The sequence below is a fragment of the Blautia sp. NSJ-140 genome (assembly GCF_022868965.1).
Lineage (GTDB): Bacteria > Bacillota > Clostridia > Lachnospirales > Lachnospiraceae > Blautia_A.
In genome coordinates this window covers 219,237-239,930 of the sequence record NZ_JALIFS010000002.1, presented here as the reverse complement: position 1 = coordinate 239,930, position 20,694 = coordinate 219,237, and the positions used below count along the sequence as shown (strand labels likewise).

Genomic DNA, 20,694 nt, shown 5'->3' with positions numbered 1-20,694 from the left:
TGATTCTGTTTTTCAATTTGTTTTCACCTCCAAGTTAAGAACTTTGAACTTTTTCTTTAAAAAAATAGTCCTGTATATCATCGGCAGAAAGCTCCAACAGATTAACTGCTTTGCAAATATCTGACTGTTTCCAAAACAGCTTTCCGTTAAGCTTCAACGATAATGTACGCTCCGACCATTCCATAGCATTCGCAAAGGAACTCTGACTATCATATTTTTCAATGATTCTTCCCTTGAGTTTACTATAATCAAATGCCATATCTGCACTCCTTTCTAGTTCAATGTTTTGAACTGATTATAATATAACATCGCCATTACGCTATGTCAATACATTTTTTCAATATTTTTAACTTTTTTGTTTTAAGTCTTGAACTTTTGTTTCATATGTGATATATTATCATCAGAAAGCGAAAGGAGAATAATATAATGGAAAAAGTTAGTTCATCAGAAAGATTTAAGACTTTGATGAACGAACGTAATCTGAGACAGGTTGATATTCTTAATCTTGTTCTTCCATATTGTAAGAAATACAATGTGAAAATGAATAAGTCGGATATTAGCCAGTACGTTTCCGGAAAGACAGAACCTAGTCAAGAAAAACTGGTTGTCTTAGGAATGGCACTAAATGTTTCAGAGTCGTGGTTAATGGGATTTAATGTAGGACGTGCTAGAAAAGACACACCTAATCAGGCGAAAGAAGATTTTAATCTGATTTCAAAATTCTCATTATTAAGCGAACGTGATCAGAAAATTGTTTTAAGTCTAATTGATTCCATGCTTTCTAATTAAAAAAGTGGGGCCTAATCGCCCCACTTCTCCAGAAATAGTTTTATGAATGTGTACAGGTATTCTAATGTACCTGTCTTTTTTATTCCATTTATCATCCCGATAATCTCTTTCTTATAATCCATAAATAACCCTCCTTGTCACAACTATCACCTACATTACAGTATATGTGCGTTTTGTGGGAAATATAACCGAACATTAGTTTATTTTTTGCTATTATATTACTAATGTTTGCCCTTGGAAACTGCCAGATATACACCGATATGTTTATGATTGCATAGAAATTATTCGTAACATCAAAGATATAGTCTTTTCTGTTTAGTGGCAGGGCGAATAAAAACGGCGGCATGGTCTGCTTTATTTCATGGGCGCTATTCTTATGTAGGGTAGAAGATCTGTACGCATTTTGGACAGAATACACTTCTGACTCTTCGCGGATATAATCGTCTACGCACATTGGTAAATAAACAATGTAATTAAGCAAAAGCACAGCTCCTATTATAATTAGTATATTTTTGATTATTTTCATTTTACAAATCACCTAAAAATGTCTATTTACAACTAAATTTAACGATGCTATAATAAAAATAACATATTTAAACACTTTTTTTTGCAAACGGCGAAAACAACGCCCATAAGGGAATGATTTGAATGAAAATTGCGATTTGTGACGATGATAATTTACGAATTGAGATTTTCAAAAGTAGCATTGACCGATATTTAAAAGAGCATGGTGATGGTGGATATACATTAACTACCTACACCAGCGGAAAGCCTTTGATTGACGATGTTTCAGATGGTGAATGGTATGACATTATAATTCTTGATGTCTCCATTAACGGAGAAAATGGCATAGAGATTGCCAAAAGATTAAGAAAGATCGGATACTATGGAAATATCACTTTTTGGACAGAACGCAAAGAATATGTATTTGATGCACTTGATGTGCTACCGGTGCATTACATCATTAAAGGCTCCGAGCATGGAAGAATGTATTCAGTTGTTGAGCAGACTCTTGAAAATATCCGTGAAAAAACGCTTACCATCAAGAACAAGGACTACTTTCACAGAGCTGAATTCCGGCATATTGAATACATCGAAAGCCAGAACAAATACATAATGATCCATTGCACGTGCGGAATATCGCACAAGGAACGAGGAAAGCTCAATGATATCGAACAGAGTCTTGACGGAAGATTTTTGCGCTGCCACCAGAGCTATATAGTTAATATGGACGAGGTAAGCGAAGTAAGCCATTTTTTTACGATGGTATCTGGCGCGATCGTCCCGATCAGGCAAAGAGAACTTGCAAAAATAAGAGAAAAATATGAAAACTACGCCATTGGAGGGAGATAAAGCATGAGCGAAGAAAAAACCAAGAAGTGCAAACATTGCAAGATGGACATTCCAAAAGATGCAAAAATATGTCCACATTGTAGAAAGAAACAAAAAAGCGGAATATTAAAATGGGTTGTATTAATACTTATCATAGGAGTGGCTATCGGTGCTGTCACAGGCGAAAGTGATTCGGGATCAGATAAAAACACAGCAGCCACTACTTCTACAGAAAAGAAAGAAACTGCTACTAAGCAAAAAGAAGAAGCTACACCAATCGAGTACACTACTGTTTCCGTCAATGATATGATGTCCGATCTTGATAGCAACGCCATGGGTGCATCTGATAAATACAAAGGAAAATATCTTGAGATCACCGGAAATCTCAGTAACATTGATGCTTCCGGAAAGTACATCAGCCTCACAGCTGATGGTGACTTTGAGATTATTGGCGTACAATGCAATATCAAAAATGATGAGCAAAAATCAAAGGTAGCATCCCTTACCAAGGGCGATACCGTTACATTAAAAGGAAAATGTACAGATGTCGGAGAAGTGCTTGGATATTCTCTTGATATTGACGAGATAGAGTAGATAACACGGCTCCTGCTTAACGGCAGGGGCTGTTTTTATACAAGGAGGAAATTATGGCAAAAAGAAAGAAATACCCGAAGCTGCCGAATAGCTTTGGCTCTATCCGCTATCTCGGCAAGGGTCGAAGAAACTGCTATGCAGTGCACCCACCGGCAGCACTGGACGCAACAGGGAAAGCAGTTCGACCGCCTGCGATCTGCTACGTTGACGACTATCTGAAAGGGTTCGCTGTCCTGACAGCTTACAAAGCCGGGACGTACAAGCCGGGTATGGAAAAAGAGCTTGAGATTGCCCCTACAACGGACACAGACGCCCTTATAGGCCGCATATTGGCCGACTACAATACAATTAAGGGCACAGAGGAAAAGCACCCGGAAACGCACAAATTGACGTTCTCAGAAGTATATGAAAAATTCATATCATGGAAGTTTCCGGAAGACACTAATCTGTCGAAGTCTTCAAAGAACGCATATCACTGCGGGTATCTTAACAGCAAGCCTTTGCATAATCGTGCGTTTGAAGACCTGAAGGCGCCGGATTTGCAAAAGGTTATTGATGACTGCCCGCTCAAAAAGCAGAGTTTAAACACGATTCTGATGCTTTTTAAGCAGATGTATAAATTCGCAATCTATTCAGAGATAGTCGCGGAAAACAAGGCACTGTATGTTTCTGTCAAAACAAAAGATGATGTTGAGCACGGGACCCCGTTTTCTGATTTGGAGCTTCAGGTCCTCTGGCAGAACGCCGACGATCCGGAAGTGCAGCTCATCCTGATCATGTGTTACTCCGGCTGGCGAATTGGCGAAGTATTGAAACTCACGACTAATCTTGAAGAGAGATATTTCCAGGGCGGCATCAAGACCGCAGCTGGGAAAGACAGGATCGTTCCGATTCATCCGGCCATATATGAGTTTGTGGAGAACAAGGTCCTGACGCAAAACGGCAGGCTCTGCATCTATTCCCAGACGCAACACCGAAACGCCCTGTTCTACCCTACACTGGAACGGCTGGGAATAATCGGCAGCCCGAAACACACGCCACACGATTGTCGGCACACCTTTTCTGCCCTGTGTGAAAAATACGGCGTCCGGGAAAACGATCGAAAGAGGATGCTGGGACATTCGTTCGGGAACGATGTTACGAACGCTGTGTATGGCCACAGGACTCTGGAAGAACTCCGGGCAGAGATTGAAAAGATAAAAGTTCCGTTTGTGACTAACTGTGACTAACCGTTCCTATTTTTATCTTTTTTAAACTGTCTTAATTACTCTAACAAAAGTCTGCAAAGCCTTGATTTTACTGGCTTTTCCGCATTTTACAAGGGATTCCGAAAAAACATTCACAATAATCTAATTTTATTAGCGTCGATCTGAAATAATGCCATAATTGCCTGCTGAATATTCTGGACTGTCACTGCGCTGCCTGCTCCCTGGGCCGCCACCAGCACACCGGTAACTTCATTATTGCCGCTTATGGAAAAGTTTTCCGTATTTCCCTCATCCCCGGTCATAATGATCACTTCCACTTCGCCTACTCCTTCCACATTGGAAAGCAGTTCCTCAAGACGGCTCTCCAGGCGGGTTTTCTCCGCATTCTGATCCTCTGCTGTTTTACTGTTCTTTCGGGTTACCGGAAGCCCTGCCACCAGAAGAAGGATTCCCAGAAGAAGGAAAACTCCCCACTCCTTCCATCCCATCCTCAGAAGCCAGGATCTGATACTGTCCTTTCCTGAGTCCGCAGATTCTTTCGAGCTCATTTTTCACCGCCTCCCTCTGTTTTTCTGTGACTGTTCCATAAAGTGTTATGGTCAGCTGAAGCTCTTTTTCCATATCTACTTCTGTTTTTGCCGAAAAAATCCCTTCTTTCCTGAGGATACCCTGAACCTGATTCTTCAGCTCCTGTTCATATGCGCCTTTAAGAAATGTTTCCCTTATTCCTTCTGCTTCTGTCTCCATACGTACCTGTTCTTCTCTCCCATAATTATTGCTGAATCCGGACAGAAATTCCTCACTTTTTCCCACTACGGCAAATATAGGTGTACAGATCAAAAGCACTAACAGAAACCCCATAAACAGCCGTATATACTGCTCATAACGCTTGTCAGGCAGAATATGCAGAAGTGCTGTAGTAAGTACATGAAAAAAAGCCAGGCTTTTCATCCACTGATAAAGTTCTGTTCTCATCCCAATCCTCCTCCTGCCATCAGGATCAGAAATGTGAGCATACATAAAATTTCCGCAGTAAACAGGATTCTCATCAGAAGTGCACATCCCTCTGCCATGGTGCCAAACGCTTCTACCAGCCGTTTGTCTGATACAGGCTGCGCCGCAGCCGCCAAAAAGCGATAGGTCAGTGACAAAAGTCCATATCGGACCAATGGTCCCGCCCCCACCGCCAGGATCACCAGCAAAAGCGCAATACCCAGACTGTTTCTTACAAGAACAGCTGTGGTAAGGACTAGTTCCGTAACTGCATTTACCGCGCCCCCGATCCCAGGAAGAGCACCGGCAGTTTTTCCCACAGCACTCCGCTTCAGAGAATCCATTACCGGAGCTACAAGACCACGCACCACCTGCAGTCCTGCTGCCACTCCAAGTAATGTCCGGAGCCCCCAGGAGATCACAGTTTCGATCAGCTCAGCCATTTTTCCCAGCATTTCTTCCCTGGAAAGATGATTCACGAATCTCAGAAGAATATATAAACTCACTCCGGGAAGCAGTACTCGTTCCAGGATCCATTGAAAAAGCCACACCAGAAGCAGTACTCCCTGATAAAAAGCAGCTGCACTGGATGCACCTGACGCTGCTGCCACTGCCATAAAATACACCGGTGAGAGTTCCTTCATAAACTCCGTGATCCACGCAAGCATTGAAAGCAGTGATGCACTCAAACCGGAAAAGCTGTTCATCAGAAGAGTAAAAACAAGAAGATACACCACATAAAAACTGATTTCTCCCACCTGTCCGTTATCAAAGGCACCGGCAAACCCGGAAAAAACAGCAGCAAACAACAGCAGAAGCAACAACTTCAAAATCAGTTCTTTTTCTCTTTCAATACCATAAAAAAGGAGACTGTGCAAAAATTCCCGCACACTCTCCTCCGAAAGCACCTCTTCCCCTGACAACAGTCTGTGAAACGCTTCTGTAACAGAAAATGTTTTTTCTCCAAGCATCTCATCTACCATGGACTGCAGGTCGGTAAGCTCCATCTGATCTGTGATCTGGTTTTCCGCCGAAGAAGCATAAACGATCACTCCGCCAAAACAGCTTATAACTACAGCCAGAAGCAGGGCTGCACAAATCTCTGACCCATATCTTTTCATGCAAGAAATCCCTGTATGGTATCCAGCAGTGCCAGAAGAACCGGCATACTTAAAACCATTACAGATAACCGGCAGAACAGTTCGATCTGTGCACCAGTGGATGAATATCCTGCATCTCTGCATATCCCGGATGAAAATTGTCCGATATAGGTGATCCCGATCATCTTCAGCAAGGTAGTGATATAGCTTCCATCAATCGGAAGACTCTGTTTCAGTCTCTCCAGAGACTGGAACAGGTAGCTGATCTTCCCTACAGCTAATCCCAGTATCACAAGACCTATTCCCATCGTAACAAGGCTTACATACTCCGGTGCGCGGTCTTTCAGAAGAATCCCCAGAAGAACCCCCGCCGTTCCCAGAACAGAAATCTTCAGAATATCCACTGTTCTTTCCCTCCCCTACAGTACAAAAAGCTGCTGGATATTTTTAAAAAGTTCATAAATATACGGCACGATCCAGAACAGTACTAAAAGAAGTCCTGAAAAACTCACCAGAAAAGCCTGTTCCTCCCTTCCGCTATGTTTCAGAATCTGAGAAAGAACAGAGACCAGGATCCCTACTGCACCGATCTTAAATATGATACTGACCTCCAAATGATCCCTCCTTTTCTTCTGAACGCCTGTCCTTCTTACTACTGTCTGATAAACAATGCTATACCAGAAGGACCGCAAGCAGCAGGCCTCCAAGAATCCCAATTCCCTGGTACAGTTTTTTCTTTCCGGAAACCTCCGCTTTCCGCTTCAAAATCTCTGCTTCCAGATTATTTTCATACAGGGAAAGCTGTCGCATCTGCATTTCCAGATCCATATAGCCCAGATATTCTCCGAAAGAAAAAAAAGCGTCCTTTTCCCCATGGGTAAGGCAGCTTTTTTTCAGGGCGCTTTCCGCACATTCCCTGCATATCTGTGAAAGTTTTTCTCCTGTCCCCGCTTTCATCCTGTCCGCGGCACTGATGAGAAACTCTCTGTATTTTCCATTCATTCTTCCTGCTGCTCCATAAAAAGCATCCGGCAGTGATGCATTCCCGCAGCGGATCTCGCCTTTCAGGCAGATCACCATCTGAAGCAGTTTTTCCAGTATGCGGATCTGCTCCGAAAGTCTCATACTTCCGGAAAATCCCATACCAGCTCCTGCCGCCACTACCAGAATACATCCTACAATCCGGTACATAGGCATTTCCCATTTTCATCATAGATTCCTTCCACGATTCCTGCACGTTCATGCTTTCCCAGAAAAATATATCTCTGGAAAACCCGCGCTTCCCACAATTTCCGAAAAAACGGCTGGGATAATGTCTCTTCCATGGAAGCTCCATGTGCAGTTGCGATCAGACGACATCCACAGTGGATAACTGATTCCACGGCCTTGAAATCTTCTTCTTTTCCAAGTTCATCCACAGCAACCACAACCGGCGACATTGACCGGATCAGCATCTGCATCCCTTCTGCTTTCGGACATCCGTCCAGGATATCCGTACGCATTCCAAGGTCATTCTGAGGGATCCCCTGATAGCATCCGGCCAGCTCACTGCGCTCATCGACTACTCCTACCGTTACACCGGAAATATTTCCCCATCCATTACTCATCTGCCGGATGATATCCCGAAGAAGCGTGGTCTTCCCACATCTGGGCGGAGAAACGATCAGGGTATGCATGATCTGCTCTCTTGTCTGGATATATGGCAGCACTTCTTCTGCACATCCCTGGATCTCATGTGCCAGACGGACATTGATACAGGAAATATATTTCATCCCACGAATACGGTTTCCGTCCAGGATCACCTTTCCGGTAACTCCTACACGGTGCCCGCCCTGTACACTCAAAAACCCCTGGCGGATCTCATCTTCATAAGCATACAGGGAATAGCCGCTGACATACTCCAGTGTTTCCTTAAGATCTTCCCGAGTAACCAGATAAGGTTCTGTATCTTTTTGCCGGAGGAAACATTCTCCCCCATCATAAGTGAGGAACAGAGGTCTTCCCACGCGGAGACGTATCTCATATAATTTATCATAATCAAGGTCTGCATCCACCAGAAGCTGGCGGACATTACTGGCAAACAGGTTCTGGATCTGGTTTGCGTCCATGTTTTCACCTCTTACACTTAAATATATTGCGGACATGCCGGATTTAGTACCTGTTGTCTTTTTTGATGTTCTCTCGTTTTTCCTTTATTCCGACAGAAAAAAAAGGCTTTCTTCTTCGTCATAGGTTTCCATCTTCGAAAGATTCAGCTTCAGAACCCGATCCACAATATTTACGGAGGACGCACGGTATGCATAGGCGCAGGATTCAAACATCACATAAAGGCTGTCACCCTCCACCACGATCTGTTCCAGTCGTTCCGGAAAACGATAAGTTCTGGCAGAATTCTCGTTTACATACAAACGCTTATCGGATTGTTCATAAAACACCAGCCTGGATGGCAGGATTCCAAAAGAATGAGAGATCAAAAGCTTATCATTATAAAAAGCAATTCCCTGAACCTGCTCCGATATGTTGGAATAATCCAACGGAACTGCCATTTCAAAATCCATGCCCAGTTTCTCGTCCATGGTATTGATCAGTTTTCCCTCTTCGTCAACTCCGTATCGTGCAATTACACTTTCGTTATATTTTTCAAAGCAGCCTACATACAGACACCCCTCATAAAAGGTCATAAAAGAATCTCTCACGATCCCATAAAGACTGACTATCTGGAAAGTCTCCACCGGCAGATGGCTGTCATCATAATCATAGGCTTCTATTGTATCCATCTTTATACTCACTGCCTGGGCGATCCCGTTGATATTGGAGGAATACCATAATAACTTATGCTTCGGGTCATAGGCAAGTCCTCCCACATGAGGCTGTCCAGGCAGTATCACTTCTTTAATAAAATTATGTTTTTCCTTATCGATCACATAGATGACCGAACTATGTTTCTGTGTGCTGCAGTAAGCGCTGATCAGCACATAATCCTCTGTAACCGCCAGTCCCTGAGGCGTCATGGACGTACACATGGCAGGAGTGGCACCTTTTTCTGTGAGCAGCGTCCTGGTATTCTTCAGCCCGGGAATGACATATGTTCCATATTCCTTCTCTTTTTCTCTCCCATCAAAGGCAAAATAAGAAAAATCCTCTTTCTGGGAAAGCATCTGTTTCTGTCCCCGCAGTGTATACACTGCAGCACCTCGGTTTGTCACCACAGCTTTTGTGGGCAGCTCAGTTTTTGCACGGTAAACAAATGCATATAAAAAATAACATATGCACAGCACAAAAACAACTGCCAGGATCTTCAGAATGAAAATCCTGAAGCTGCGTTTCATCTCTTTGTTCATTTCATCGTCTCTATTTGCTATCTCAAAATGATGTCTTCGTATTCAAATCGTAATTCCAGGCTGTCTCTGGACCAGATCGCACCACTGTATCCCGGTTCCAGTTCCAGCATTATGTAATTTCCCTTGTCCATGGAAATCGTACGCAGATCCCTGGACAGTCCCTCTCCGGTCCATTTGATATATGCCTCTCTCAAAACCCACTGGGTAAAAAAAGCTTTCTCCATATCATCTGCATCCAGGATTTCCCGTATCATATCTGCCGGTACCATTCTTTCAAGGATCCGTTCGTAATTTACCTTCTTGTGGATCTGCACATCAATGCCCACCTCTTCTCCGGCAAACAGACACATCACATATTTTCCGGAATGTGTGATATTATAATGAATTCTTGGAAGCAGGGTAAAAAACGGTTTCCCATGTTCCCCCTTTGACCGAGGCTCAAAAGCAAGCTTCCGTCCAAATTCCCGCTCAAGTCCGATTTCCAGAAGCTTTTCCCCGATCATATGCTCCATGTTCTTGCTGTTATATTCATCTCTGATCTTCGTATAATAAATGATCCCGTTCATAATCCGGCCTCCTCAAGAAAACGGGACGGTTCCCGTTCCTTCTCATACTGCTGTCTTACATAATACAGGCAGAGTTTCTTCTTTGCCCGTGTCATACCAACGTAGAAAAGCCTCCGTTCTTCCTCCAGATGTGCCTCCAGGACTGCCTTCCGATAAGGCATGCTGCCTTCATTTACGTTCATGATATATACATTGTCATATTCCAGACCTTTGACCGCATGAAGAGTGGATATCACCACTCCTTCCCGTTTCACATCCTGTTTCTTCGCCTGTTCTTCCAGCTTTCTGGTATACTCATCCATATAGGCCAGCCATTCTTCCAATGTTTTCATTCCTCTGGCACTTTCATGGATCCGATTCAGGGTTTCCATAAGCTCTTCCGGTTTTATTTTACGATACCTTGCATATTCCTGCAAGTATTCTTCGTATCCCATGCCGTTCCGGATAAAATTAATAGCTGCATAAGGGGCCATAGTCTTTAAGATCCGAAGATGTGTCTCCATCGTTGTGATCCTGTCACACATCCAGTCCTTGTCTTTGTAAAACTCTCCCATTGCTTTAAAATCAATGTTTTTTTCTGTCAGAGCGTCTCTGGCTATGTATCGGTTTGGCCGGTTCATGATCTCCAGAAATGTACTGCGGCTCCGGTCTCCTTCTGCCATCTTCAAATAAGCGATCATATTCCGACAAATCCAGTGTCGGAACAGGTTGGGCAGTTTTTCCTTCATAGTAAAAGGAACCCCATACTCCATCAACGCAGCGACCAGTCCTTCGGTTTCCTGATTAGTCCTGAAAAGCAGCGCTGTATCTTCAATATTATCCCCTTCTTCCATACGGTTCCGCAGCAGGCCTGCAACTGCCATATATTCGTCTCTGGGATTTCGGAATTCTTTTATCTGCACCGGCTCTCCCGGTTCATTTGGTGTGGAAAGTTTTTTTGCATAACGGTTTTCATTGTAGTTGATCACCTTCATAGCTGTATCCAGGATATTTCCACTGCACCGGTAATTGATATTCAGGATCACCGTCTCCGCATTTTTAAAATCTTCCGGAAAATTCAACATGATCTCCGGGCGAGCGCCGCGGAAATGATAGATAGACTGATCATCGTCTCCCACCACAAACAGATTGTTCTCCGGTGCTGCCAGCATCTTCACGATATCATACTGAAGATGATTGATATCCTGAAACTCATCCACCAGAATATAGTGAAACTTCTTCTGCCATGCAGACAGGATATCTTTTCGCTTTTTCAGAAGTTCGTAACAGCTTAACAGCATATCATCAAAGTCAAGTTTTCTTCTTTCATTCAGGACTTTTCGATATCCCTGAAAGATCTGTCGGAATACTTCATCCGGGCAGCAGGAAGAATAATAATGTTCCAGAGAGATCCTTCCACCTTTTACAACACTGATCTCCTTGGCAATATCTTCCACAAAATCCCCTTCCTGGGACTGTTCCGCAGCACAATTTACCACCAATTCTCTTAAGATCGCATATTTTTCTTCTTCGGACAGGATATTTCCTCCATTCAGACCATAAGCCTGTTTGAGGATCCCGTAAAACACTCCGTGAAAAGTCCCGAAAGTAACGCCGGTTCGCTGAACACCGGTAAATTTCAGAAACCGTTCTTTCATTTCCACTGCTGCTGCCCTGGAAAAAGTCACAACAAGAACAGAGGAAGCCGGTATCTTCCCTTCCTGGATCATATGTGCTGTTCTTTCTACTATGACGGAAGTTTTCCCCGAACCGGGGCCTGCCAGAACCATCATAGGTCCTGACAGGTGGGCGATCGCCCTTTTCTGAGATGGATTTCGTTTCATAACTGGATTATCAATCACACACTTATTTATTTTCAAGCTTTTCGATTGCTGCATGTACACGTTTCAGTGTCTCTTCCTTGCCAATGATCTCCATGATCTCTGTTGCACCGGCCGGTGTCATCTGCTTGCCGGATACTGCTGTACGAAGCGGCCACATAACATAACCATTCTTATATCCGTGCTCCTTTACAAAGGCACTTAAAGATGCATACAGCGGATCATTGGTATACTCCTCCTGTGCTTCCAGTACCGGAAGCACTTCTTTGAGAACTGCAAGAGAAGTTTCCTCTGTTGTCTTCATTTTTTTGTGGCAATACATCGCACTGTCATACTCCGGAACTGCCTCAAAGAAATCTACAAGCTCCGGAATATCCGGGAATACTTCAATTCTGGTCTGAACCATTCCTGCGATCTTCTTAAAATCAAAGTCTTTTTTCAGAACTTCTTTCAGATACGGAAGTGCTCTCTCATAGAATGCCTCCTGATCCATCTTCTTGATATACTCACCATTCATCCATTTCAGCTTGGCAATATCAAAAACTGCCGGTGATTTGTTGATATGATGATAATCAAACGTCTCCACAAGCTCCGGAAGAGAAAAGATCTCACGGTTGTCTGCCGGGCTCCATCCAAGGAGTGCAACATAGTTGATCACTGCCTCTGTCACAAATCCCTGATCGATCAGATCTTCATAGGAAGAATGTCCACATCTCTTTGAAAGCTTCTGATGTGTTTCGTCTGTGATCAACGGACAATGAACATAGGTCGGGATTTCCCATCCGAATGCCTCATAAATACGATTATATTTCGGTGAAGAGGAAAGGTATTCGTTACCTCTTACAACATGTGTGATTCCCATAAGGTGATCATCAATTACGTTTGCGAAGTTGTAGGTCGGATAACCATCAGATTTGATCAGGATCAGATCCTCCATCTCCTCATTGTTAACAGTGATATCTCCGTAAATAACATCATGAAATGTGGTTGTTCCCTCTGTTGGCATATTAAAGCGGATAACATGTGGCTCGCCAGCATCCAGACGGCGCTGAACTTCTTCCCTGGAAAGATGGAGACATCTCTTGTCATAAATGGAGATCTCCTTACCTGCAACAGTACGTTTCATGCTTTCCAGTTCTTCCTTACCGCAGAAACAGTAATATGCATCTCCCTGCTCAATAAGCTGTTTGGCATATTTCAAATACATGCCTGTTGCCTGACGCTCACTCTGTACATACGGACCAAATCCACCATCTTTGTCCGGTCCCTCATCGTGAAGAAGTCCTGTTTTCTCAAGAGTACGGTAGATGATATCTACAGCTCCCTCCACATAACGTTCCTGGTCTGTATCTTCAATACGGAGGATAAAATCTCCGCCTTCATGTTTTGTGATCAAATAAGCATAAAGAGCTGTTCTTAAATTACCCACATGCATTCTTCCTGTAGGGCTCGGTGCAAATCTTGTTCTGATCTTTGTCATTTCTTTTCTCCTCGTTTTTGTTGTTTCTCTTTATAGGTGCTATTATATACCCAAATCCTTCAAAATGTCCATAGGTTTTCCGGCGGAATCCCCTGCCATACCGCTCCTGTATCTTCATATATACAGAAAAATCCCCTGAGACACTGTCGTCTCAGAGGATCATTAATTCCTGTTTATGCTTCTACGCCTTTGTTCTTAAGATAATCGATCACATCTCCAACCGTGTTCAGATCTGTAAGCTCCTCTGCCGGGATCTCAACATTGTACTCATCCTCAAGAGCCATAACCAGCTCAAACAGATCAAGAGAATCTGCTCCAAGATCATCCTTGAAAGATGTCTCCGGTGTAATTGTAGATGCCTCACAATTTAACTGCTCTGCAAGCATTTCTTTCATTTTTTCTAACATGTCTTTTTCTCCTTTAATCATTACAGATCGAATCTGTTTCCTCTTTTTGAGCAAAGTATATAGTCTGCAAAAACAGTTGTCAAGAGGATTTTCCCAAAAAATGGCTTCAGAGCAAAAATATTTTGATTTTAAAACTATTTTACTCTTGAAATTTTATCTGACGAGCCACACTGAGAGCTATTGCCATCTCCAGCATCAGGAACAAAATGGATGTTCCTCCGTAACTGATAAAGGGCAATGTGACACCTGTATTGGGCATCAGATTCAGTACAACGGCAATGTTAAGGATCACCTGCAGCGCAATATGTATAAAAATCCCGGTAACAATCAGTGAACCAAACAGATCCGGTGCATTCTGCGCAATAAAAAACAACCTGTACAAAAGATATCCGAACAGGATCAGTACAAAAATCCCTCCGAAAATTCCAAGCTCCTCACAGATAATAGAAAAGATCATATCATTTTGTGCTTCCGGAACACTTCCAAGCTTCTGGATACTATTTCCAAGCCCGCGGCCGAAAAGCCCTCCGGATCCGATGGCATACAATGCCTGCAGCGTCTGATAACCGCCTTCATCCGAATACTTCTCCGGCTGAAGCCATACAAGCACTCGCATAACACGGAAGCTGTCACTGTCCTTGGTCGTCACAACCAGGAAAAGTACTCCGATCACAATAAGGATCACTCCTGCCACTGCCACAACAATAAACGGACGCATATCCGGATGTGCCACAAATACCATTCCAACTGTTATTCCCAGAATGATCATGGCTGTACTCAGATTATCCGTAAGTATATAAGCCGCAAGCGCAAGTCCTGCCCCCGGAAGTCCCAGGATCATACAGCTCTTTAAAGTCTTCACCTTTCGTCCCATTTTTCCGATCATGTAAGCCATCATGATAATAACCGCGATCTTTGCCAGCTCGGCAGGCTGAAAGTTGATCGGTCCGATATACAGCCATCTGGTAGCACCATGAGAGGAATGTCCCAGCGGAGTCCGCACAAGTCCCATAAGGATCAGTGAAGCCACATACAGCGCAGTTGTAAGAGGAAGAAGGATATGATAATCCAGTATTTTTGAAATAAACAATGCTCCGATCAGACATGCCGAACTGATCAGTGCCTGTTTCTTAAAATAAAACATATCGTTGCCATAATTCACTTCTGCCATATATGAACTGGTGCTATAAAGCATGACCAGTCCAAAGCACACCAGCAGTACAATAACAGCTACCAGATTATAATCATAATAATCAGATTTCTTATTCTGCTTTTTTCTGTTAAGCAGAGTTTTTTTCATTCTATCACCATCGCTTTCTGTATCTGCGAAGAATTTCCTGATATCCACGAGTAATAACGAAAGTAAAAAAAATTCCCGGAAAGCCGCATAAATGCTGTCTTTCCGGGACGTTCCATAAATGGACCTGAGGGGAATCGAACCCCTGTCCGAAAGCCTATCCCTTAAGGCATCTCCCATCACAGTCGCTGATTTAACATTCCCTCAGCAGTACGCCCACCGACAGGCTTACTGCTTCAGTAGCTTCATGATACATCTACCGGGGCAAAGCTTACCCGGCAAGGTTTCTCACATGGTCGACGCCAGATTCCCGATGTGTGAGTGCAACGGGGCTGACGAGCAGCTTAGGCTGCTAACGCTAACTTTTCGTCTGCGTTTATATTTAGTTCCCGGTTGGTACGCAGTCCAGGAGTCTGCGGATGGCTTCCCTAACTTCAAAGCCCCCGTCGAAACCAGTACAAGCCCTTAAAAGACTTCTATGGGCGGATCATTTCCGGTCATCTCTGGTGGACAGACGAACTTCTTAGTCAGTTTTTTGACTGGGTTTAATTATACCAGAATGATTTTTCGTGTCAAGGATATTTCAAAAAAAGTCCAGACTGTACAGTTTTTTCGTTACCTGTGCAGTCTGGAATATAATTTCCTAACAGATCAGCCTTTTACTGCACCGGCTGTCATACCTGCGATCACCCACTTCTGTGCAAAAATGTATACCAGGATCACCGGCAGGGAAACCAGTACAACATCGGCACATACAAGATTCCAGCTTCTGCTGAACTGTCCGTAAAAATTGTATACAGAAAGAGGTAATGTCCATTTGGATGAAGAATTCAGAAGGTACATCGGAATCTGAAGTTCATTCCATACCCACATAAAATTCAGAACACCTGTTGTCGCAAGGACCGGCTTCAAAAGTGGCAGGATCACTGTGCAGAAAAGCCTTCCACCCACTGCTCCATCCATAACCGCTGCCTCGTCCAACTCTTTCGGGATTCCTTTGATAAATCCACTGAACATCATCGTTGTAAATGGCATATACAGAGAAGAATACACAAAACAGAGACCAATTCTCGATCCGTAAATCCCCATTTTCTGCATCAGCTGAATAGTAGGAAGTGCTGCAAAGGGTGCAATAATTCCAAGCGTAATGATCTTATATCCGATCCTGCATCCTTTTGTATCTCTTCTTACAATAATAAAACTTAAAAATGCAGAAAGAGAAACGATCAGCGCCACAGATATAAATGTAATGAACACACTGTTCCCAAGTGAGCGCATAAAATCTTTTTCCAGAACTGCTATATAATTTTCCGGATGCCACTCACTGGGCAGACTGATATTCATATAAGCAGCTTCTCCTTTGTTCTTAAAGGAAGTGAGAAGCACCATCAGCATCGGATAAATCGTCACGATACTCACAAGCCAGAGTATGATCTCCAGCAGCAGATTGATTCTAGTTTTTTTCTTATTCATACTATAACACCGTCTCCCATCTTGATGAAAACTTCTGATAAACAACTGAAACGATCACCAAAAGCACTGTAAATACAAGGTTGACAGCTACAGACTGCGCATAACGTCCTGCTGACATTTCATTCATCATCAAAGTACCAAAGCTCTCCGTTGCATTTCCGGGGCCGCCGCCTGTCATAACATAGATCAGGTCGAACATTTTAAGGCCATAGATCAGGCTGAACAGGATGTTTACATTTACGGTAGGCATGATCAGCGGCAATGTGATATGGCGGAAAAGCTGCCACTCAGATGCTCCGTCAAGCTTACCTGCTTCCAGGTAATCCGAAGATACTGACTGAAGGCCTGCCAATGTGATGATGATCGCATAACCTACGTTTCTCCATACCTCAGCTACACAAATAGCAAAAACAGCAGTTCCTCTCTGTCCTAACCACTGTATATTTGCAATTCCCATAAGATTCAGGATATTGTTGATGGTACCATGGCGAGTCTGGAATACAGCGCTGAAAATAAGTCCTACAACAAGGCAGGAAAAAATGGACGGAATAAAATAAACCGTTCTCAGAGCAGTACGGGTTTTGATCTCACGGTTGAGAATATAAGCAAAAACAAAGCCCAGAAGTGTTACGGTAACAGTTTTTACGCCTGCATAGATCAGCGTATTTACAAAAGCCACCGGAACTTTTGTACTACTGAGAACAGACATGATATTGTCAAATCCTACAAATTTCAGATTCGTTGTTCTGGCTGCACTCCAGTTTGTAAATGCATAATAATATCCAACTGTGGATGGTACAATAAAAAAGATAAAAAATACCACAGCCGGGATCAGTGCCAGGTACAGTGGATATATTTTTTTTCGATTCATAATTTCCTCCTTAAACAGTTTCAGGTTTGAAGTTTTATCCCCAAACCTGAAACCATCTTTAAAACGGATGTTTATTTACTGGGCAAAAGATTCAAGTGTTGCTACTCTGTCGTCATCGATCAGCTTCACACATTCTTCTACACTAATGTCTCCATTCATAAGCTGAAGCAGTGCTTTACCACCTTCCTGCTGGTTGAATCCTACGATCTTAGGCTGGGCGGAAGATGCACGAATCAGCTTATCTACGCTGTCTTTATTTCCGTCATACTGAGAAGAATTCACATTGGTTGTCTCCTGTTTGAAAACTGCTGCTGTAGAAACACCATCAAATGCCTGATTATAATTCTCAGGATCTGCCATAAAGTTTACGAAATCACTGGCAGCCTCTACATTATCACCATTTTTATTTACAAGCATCAGGTTTACGTTACCACCCTCATAAGTTCCTTCATCACAGGTTCCCATAAATACCGGCATGATTCCAAAATCATCGCCTACATAATCGTAGGATTCACTGTCATAATCTGTATCAAACCAGGTATCCCAGCAAAAGAGCATTGCTGCTTCACCGGTTCCGAGAACCTCACTTGTATAATCCCATGTATCAGATGCAAAGTTCTTTCCAAAGTATCCTTTATCTGCCGCTTCTTTAAACCAGGTACACATATCTGTGAATTCCGGGATATCTGCATAGGACATTTCTCCTGCATTCAGCTTCTCGATATATTCCGGATGCTCCTCAAGTACCGGATCCAGTGCGAACTGGTAGAGGATCGGCCATGCATCTGCTGCCGCAAGGTAGATCGGCTGCACACCATTCTCCAGAAGAGTATCACAAGCTGCATTGAATTCTTCCTGTGTCGTCGGCTGCTTGATTCCCAGCTCCTCAAAGATCTTTGTGTTATAGAAACAGCCTGAATTAGATGCTTCCCAGAACGGAAGTCCGATCACTTTATCATTATAAGTTGCCTGAGGAAGAACAGAATCCTGAATATCGGACACCCAGTCAGCATCTGACCAGTCTACAAAATTCTCTTCCGGATTGAAGTTTTTCAGATTGCTGTTTCCAAAATGAATATAAAGATCCGGGATATCACCTGTTGTAAATTTTGTCAGCGCGATAGTCTCTGCATTGTCTGTATCAAGACCCTGCTGATCGATCTTGTTTCCGGATGACTCTTCCCACAGAGAAATGATCTTCTGCATATACGGTTTTGCAAGGTCATCTGCATTTCCGTAAAGTGTCAGTGTCACTCCATCTGCTGCGCTGACTGTTGCCACGCTTCCGAATACGGATACTGTCATGCACGCTGCCATAAGTGCTGCAAACATTTTTTTCTTCATTGTACAAATCCTCCCTTTGTATAACTTTTTCTTTCGTTCTTAATATGTTCACATTATACAAATACATTTTCAGAAATACCATGGATATTTGTTTAATTCAACATGTACTTTTTTCCATCTTTACATTAATTCATCTATTTGCACAATCTTACTTGTTTCTTTCACGCACTTCATATAAAATAGATACAACACTTTCCCGGAGGTCCGACTATGAAATTTCATGAATTTCCTTTTCAGAAAAAGCTCTTTATATCCTGTATCATACTGAACTCTCTGCTGCTTGCCGGATTTTCATTGTTTTTCTATTATTATTCAGCAAACTCTCTGCGCGAAAATATGCGCAGTACCTTAAGTGGCAGCGCAGCCATGATACAGACTAATCTGGACACATTCCTGAACGATGCTGATAACACTCTGAAAGAATTACAGTTAAATACCACGCTTCTTGATACCGCCAGAAATATTCCAGAGGGAGAAAACAATTACCTGCCTACCCATATTACAGCAAGATTCGCTTTTCAGGACCGGTTTCGTACTGCTTTGATATCTTCAGATCTGGATATCTCTCTTAACTACGTAAGCAAATATTACGATCACCTGGGGATTTTTTCCCCAAACGGTACCCGCTACACAGAAAAATCCGTTTTGGAAAATAACCCTAATCTTACCGATGTTATGGATAACATTAACTATTTTTTCTATATCCCGCCCCATAAGGATTACTGGGGATACAATCGTACCGTAATTTCGGTTGTACGTTCCATGCGTGATATTTATCATCAATATGGACTTCTCGTTGCCGATTTTGATATGGATACCCTGACCAGTCAGCTCCTTTCTGACTTTGACACTCCGGAAGATTATGATATCACCATTCTGGACGGCAATCATAACCTTGTCTATACAAGCGGAACTTCAATGGATCGCAGGACTTTTCTGGACAGCTGGCACACTGCTGCTCAGGCTTCTCCTGACAGCGGGAGCTTTTCCAATGGAAATCTATCTGTTTCCAGCTATCATCTTTCTCCGCAGACCGGATGGACTGTGATCCTCAGCGAAAACTCATCCATATTTGCCGCGTCCATAAAACGGCTTCTTATGATCAGCACCTTGCTTTTTGTAATTATGTTTGCAGTTATGTCCGCCTTCCTTATGGGTCTGACACAAAATCTTACACAGCCGCTCCGTCAGCTAACGGATAAGCTGATCAGGCTCGAACCAGGTGAAAATATTCCTGCTCTCCCCGGAAGCGTCGACAATGAAATCATCTTTCTCACCAATGCGATCCAGGGATATCTTTCTGAAATTTATGACCAGAACCAGCGTCTTACAGAAGAACGGCACCGAACATTGATTGCCCATTATGATGCTATGGAAGCGCAGCTGAACCCGCATTTTCTTTATAATACCCTTTCTGTTATAGGAATGACCGGGTTAGCCTCCGGAAATACGGATGTCTCCGATATGTGCACAGAACTGTCTCAGCTTCTCCGCTACTCCCTTTCCTATACAGGGCAGTCTGTTCTTCTGTCCCAGGAGATCGACAACGCGAGACATTATCTCTATATTATGAAGATCCGCTACGAAGATGATCTGAAGTATGAATGGCAGCTGGATGATTCCCTAAACGATATCACTGTCCCGAAGCTGATTCTCCAGCCTCTGATTGAGAATTGCTTTCAGCATGGTTTTCATCAGGCCGGCACGGAAATCCTTCCCCCATGGAAAATACAGATCCGTTCTCACCACGACAAAAACAGATGGTATCTTTCCATTGCCAATAACGGGGCGCCTTTCCAGAAAGAAAAGCTTTCCAATTTACGCCGCAAGATTGCCGGCTTTACTTTTACCGGAAATCAGGATATGGATCACGAGTCCATTTTCCGGCATCAAGGATATGGTCTGGAAAATACCATTCTCCGCCTTCATATCTACTATCACGGTGAAGAATATTTCCATGTTTCCGGAAATGAAAATGAACAGACCACCGTAACTATTGGCGGCCCGTTAAAACCAGAAAAATCCTTCAGCCGGAATTCCCTCTGATACAAACCGAATAACTGCTCCGCAGCTTCGGTC

At 43.2% G+C, this 20,694-nt stretch carries 22 protein-coding genes and 1 other RNA gene; 5 read left to right on the top strand and 18 right to left on the bottom strand.

Annotation, left to right across the window (positions count from 1 at the left end):
• Window positions 1-34: 34 nt before the first annotated feature.
• Entirely contained in the window at window positions 35-259 is a 225-nt protein-coding gene (locus MUB50_RS03555; protein ID WP_244790125.1) for a DUF739 family protein, read from the bottom strand.
• A gap of 167 nt (window positions 260-426) precedes the next feature.
• Between MUB50_RS03555 and MUB50_RS03550 the strand changes: the two genes are divergently transcribed.
• The 4 genes from MUB50_RS03550 (at window position 427) to MUB50_RS03535 (ending at window position 3,944) form a co-directional block, all read left to right on the top strand.
• On the top strand, window positions 427-789 hold the full coding sequence (locus MUB50_RS03550) for a transcriptional regulator (protein ID WP_244790120.1): 363 nt from the start codon (window positions 427-429) through the stop codon (window positions 787-789).
• A gap of 648 nt (window positions 790-1,437) precedes the next feature.
• Entirely contained in the window at window positions 1,438-2,142 is a 705-nt protein-coding gene (locus MUB50_RS03545; protein ID WP_244790117.1) for a LytR/AlgR family response regulator transcription factor, read from the top strand.
• Between the two features lie 3 nt (window positions 2,143-2,145).
• The gene (locus MUB50_RS03540; protein ID WP_244790113.1) at window positions 2,146-2,715 is read left to right on the top strand and encodes an OB-fold protein; all 570 of its coding nucleotides are present in this window, start codon (window positions 2,146-2,148) and stop codon (window positions 2,713-2,715) included.
• A 53-nt stretch (window positions 2,716-2,768) separates the two neighbouring features.
• The gene (locus MUB50_RS03535; RefSeq protein WP_244790111.1) at window positions 2,769-3,944 is read left to right on the top strand and encodes a tyrosine-type recombinase/integrase; all 1,176 of its coding nucleotides are present in this window, start codon (window positions 2,769-2,771) and stop codon (window positions 3,942-3,944) included.
• Between the two features lie 110 nt (window positions 3,945-4,054).
• On the opposite strand, the gene MUB50_RS03530 is transcribed toward MUB50_RS03535, so the two are convergent.
• The 17 genes from MUB50_RS03530 to MUB50_RS03450 all read right to left on the bottom strand — a co-directional run bounded on the left by MUB50_RS03530 (window position 4,055) and on the right by MUB50_RS03450 (window position 18,615).
• Window positions 4,055-4,411: a hypothetical protein gene (locus MUB50_RS03530; protein ID WP_244790109.1), complete on the bottom strand. Its 357-nt coding sequence runs from the start codon at window positions 4,409-4,411 to the stop codon at window positions 4,055-4,057.
• Window positions 4,326-4,898, bottom strand: coding sequence for a stage III sporulation protein AF (locus MUB50_RS03525; protein WP_173753244.1), 573 nt, complete (start codon window positions 4,896-4,898; stop codon window positions 4,326-4,328). Before MUB50_RS03525 ends, MUB50_RS03530 begins: the two co-directional genes overlap by 86 nt.
• Complete coding sequence (locus tag MUB50_RS03520; RefSeq protein WP_118513317.1) at window positions 4,895-6,037, bottom strand: stage III sporulation protein AE; 1,143 nt, start codon at window positions 6,035-6,037, stop codon at window positions 4,895-4,897. The genes MUB50_RS03525 and MUB50_RS03520 overlap by 4 nt, the downstream gene beginning before the upstream one ends.
• Window positions 6,034-6,420 (bottom strand): SpoIIIAC/SpoIIIAD family protein, encoded by a 387-nt coding sequence (locus MUB50_RS03515; RefSeq protein ID WP_022426372.1) that lies wholly within the window; start codon window positions 6,418-6,420, stop codon window positions 6,034-6,036. Before MUB50_RS03515 ends, MUB50_RS03520 begins: the two co-directional genes overlap by 4 nt.
• 15 nt (window positions 6,421-6,435) lie before the next feature.
• Window positions 6,436-6,630 (bottom strand): stage III sporulation protein AC, encoded by a 195-nt coding sequence (spoIIIAC, locus tag MUB50_RS03510; RefSeq protein ID WP_021650700.1) that lies wholly within the window; start codon window positions 6,628-6,630, stop codon window positions 6,436-6,438.
• Between the two features lie 58 nt (window positions 6,631-6,688).
• A complete protein-coding gene (locus MUB50_RS03505) occupies window positions 6,689-7,207 on the bottom strand; it encodes a stage III sporulation protein AB (RefSeq protein WP_021650701.1) in 519 nt (172 codons plus the stop codon).
• The gene (gene spoIIIAA, locus MUB50_RS03500) at window positions 7,192-8,124 is read right to left on the bottom strand and encodes a stage III sporulation protein AA (protein WP_015524435.1); all 933 of its coding nucleotides are present in this window, start codon (window positions 8,122-8,124) and stop codon (window positions 7,192-7,194) included. Before spoIIIAA ends, MUB50_RS03505 begins: the two co-directional genes overlap by 16 nt.
• Window positions 8,125-8,208: 84 nt before the next feature.
• Complete coding sequence (locus tag MUB50_RS03495) at window positions 8,209-9,357, bottom strand: hypothetical protein (protein ID WP_244790107.1); 1,149 nt, start codon at window positions 9,355-9,357, stop codon at window positions 8,209-8,211.
• 17 nt (window positions 9,358-9,374) lie between these two features.
• Window positions 9,375-9,923 carry a 4'-phosphopantetheinyl transferase family protein gene (locus tag MUB50_RS03490; protein ID WP_118513319.1) on the bottom strand — a complete coding sequence of 183 codons (549 nt, stop codon included), beginning with the start codon at window positions 9,921-9,923 and terminating at the stop codon, window positions 9,375-9,377.
• A complete protein-coding gene (locus MUB50_RS03485) occupies window positions 9,920-11,746 on the bottom strand; it encodes an ATP-dependent helicase (RefSeq protein ID WP_244790105.1) in 1,827 nt (608 codons plus the stop codon). Before MUB50_RS03485 ends, MUB50_RS03490 begins: the two co-directional genes overlap by 4 nt.
• A gap of 22 nt (window positions 11,747-11,768) precedes the next feature.
• Window positions 11,769-13,223, bottom strand: coding sequence for a glutamate--tRNA ligase (gltX, locus tag MUB50_RS03480; RefSeq protein ID WP_173753252.1), 1,455 nt, complete (start codon window positions 13,221-13,223; stop codon window positions 11,769-11,771).
• Between the two features lie 173 nt (window positions 13,224-13,396).
• The gene (acpP, locus tag MUB50_RS03475; protein WP_015524431.1) at window positions 13,397-13,630 is read right to left on the bottom strand and encodes an acyl carrier protein; all 234 of its coding nucleotides are present in this window, start codon (window positions 13,628-13,630) and stop codon (window positions 13,397-13,399) included.
• A 139-nt stretch (window positions 13,631-13,769) separates the two neighbouring features.
• Window positions 13,770-14,930, bottom strand: coding sequence for an FtsW/RodA/SpoVE family cell cycle protein (locus MUB50_RS03470; protein ID WP_118513371.1), 1,161 nt, complete (start codon window positions 14,928-14,930; stop codon window positions 13,770-13,772).
• Between the two features lie 116 nt (window positions 14,931-15,046).
• Window positions 15,047-15,392, bottom strand: a transfer-messenger RNA (tmRNA) gene (gene ssrA / locus MUB50_RS03465).
• 186 nt (window positions 15,393-15,578) lie between these two features.
• Complete coding sequence (locus tag MUB50_RS03460) at window positions 15,579-16,400, bottom strand: carbohydrate ABC transporter permease (RefSeq protein ID WP_118368414.1); 822 nt, start codon at window positions 16,398-16,400, stop codon at window positions 15,579-15,581.
• Between the two features lies 1 nt (window position 16,401).
• Window positions 16,402-17,271 carry a carbohydrate ABC transporter permease gene (locus MUB50_RS03455; protein ID WP_118368415.1) on the bottom strand — a complete coding sequence of 290 codons (870 nt, stop codon included), beginning with the start codon at window positions 17,269-17,271 and terminating at the stop codon, window positions 16,402-16,404.
• A gap of 75 nt (window positions 17,272-17,346) precedes the next feature.
• Window positions 17,347-18,615 (bottom strand): ABC transporter substrate-binding protein, encoded by a 1,269-nt coding sequence (locus tag MUB50_RS03450; protein WP_118368416.1) that lies wholly within the window; start codon window positions 18,613-18,615, stop codon window positions 17,347-17,349.
• Window positions 18,616-18,825: 210 nt separating this feature from the next.
• Between MUB50_RS03450 and MUB50_RS03445 the strand changes: the two genes are divergently transcribed.
• Entirely contained in the window at window positions 18,826-20,661 is a 1,836-nt protein-coding gene (locus tag MUB50_RS03445) for a sensor histidine kinase (protein ID WP_118368417.1), read from the top strand.
• The last annotated feature ends 33 nt before the right edge of the window (window positions 20,662-20,694 follow it).

Excerpts from the sequence above, each read along its gene's own strand:
- gltX (WP_173753252.1), bottom strand. The coding sequence starts at position 13,223 with ATGACAAAGATCAGAACAAGATTTGCACCGAGCCCTACAGGAAGAATG.
- MUB50_RS03495 (WP_244790107.1), bottom strand. The coding sequence starts at position 9,357 with ATGAACAAAGAGATGAAACGCAGCTTCAGGATTTTCATTCTGAAGATC.
- MUB50_RS03450 (WP_118368416.1), bottom strand. The coding sequence starts at position 18,615 with ATGAAGAAAAAAATGTTTGCAGCACTTATGGCAGCGTGCATGACAGTA.
- MUB50_RS03550 (WP_244790120.1), top strand. The coding sequence starts at position 427 with ATGGAAAAAGTTAGTTCATCAGAAAGATTTAAGACTTTGATGAACGAA.
- MUB50_RS03535 (WP_244790111.1), top strand. The coding sequence starts at position 2,769 with ATGGCAAAAAGAAAGAAATACCCGAAGCTGCCGAATAGCTTTGGCTCT.
- MUB50_RS03555 (WP_244790125.1), bottom strand. The coding sequence starts at position 259 with ATGGCATTTGATTATAGTAAACTCAAGGGAAGAATCATTGAAAAATAT.
- MUB50_RS03445 (WP_118368417.1), top strand. The coding sequence starts at position 18,826 with ATGAAATTTCATGAATTTCCTTTTCAGAAAAAGCTCTTTATATCCTGT.
- spoIIIAA (WP_015524435.1), bottom strand. The coding sequence starts at position 8,124 with ATGGACGCAAACCAGATCCAGAACCTGTTTGCCAGTAATGTCCGCCAG.
- MUB50_RS03460 (WP_118368414.1), bottom strand. The coding sequence starts at position 16,400 with ATGAATAAGAAAAAAACTAGAATCAATCTGCTGCTGGAGATCATACTC.
- MUB50_RS03525 (WP_173753244.1), bottom strand. The coding sequence starts at position 4,898 with ATGAGAACAGAACTTTATCAGTGGATGAAAAGCCTGGCTTTTTTTCAT.
- MUB50_RS03545 (WP_244790117.1), top strand. The coding sequence starts at position 1,438 with ATGAAAATTGCGATTTGTGACGATGATAATTTACGAATTGAGATTTTC.
- MUB50_RS03485 (WP_244790105.1), bottom strand. The coding sequence starts at position 11,746 with ATGAAACGAAATCCATCTCAGAAAAGGGCGATCGCCCACCTGTCAGGA.
- MUB50_RS03455 (WP_118368415.1), bottom strand. The coding sequence starts at position 17,271 with ATGAATCGAAAAAAAATATATCCACTGTACCTGGCACTGATCCCGGCT.
- MUB50_RS03520 (WP_118513317.1), bottom strand. The coding sequence starts at position 6,037 with ATGAAAAGATATGGGTCAGAGATTTGTGCAGCCCTGCTTCTGGCTGTA.
- MUB50_RS03505 (WP_021650701.1), bottom strand. The coding sequence starts at position 7,207 with ATGTACCGGATTGTAGGATGTATTCTGGTAGTGGCGGCAGGAGCTGGT.
- acpP (WP_015524431.1), bottom strand. The coding sequence starts at position 13,630 with ATGTTAGAAAAAATGAAAGAAATGCTTGCAGAGCAGTTAAATTGTGAG.
- MUB50_RS03490 (WP_118513319.1), bottom strand. The coding sequence starts at position 9,923 with ATGAACGGGATCATTTATTATACGAAGATCAGAGATGAATATAACAGC.
- MUB50_RS03530 (WP_244790109.1), bottom strand. The coding sequence starts at position 4,411 with ATGGGATGGAAGGAGTGGGGAGTTTTCCTTCTTCTGGGAATCCTTCTT.
- MUB50_RS03470 (WP_118513371.1), bottom strand. The coding sequence starts at position 14,930 with ATGAAAAAAACTCTGCTTAACAGAAAAAAGCAGAATAAGAAATCTGAT.
- MUB50_RS03540 (WP_244790113.1), top strand. The coding sequence starts at position 2,146 with ATGAGCGAAGAAAAAACCAAGAAGTGCAAACATTGCAAGATGGACATT.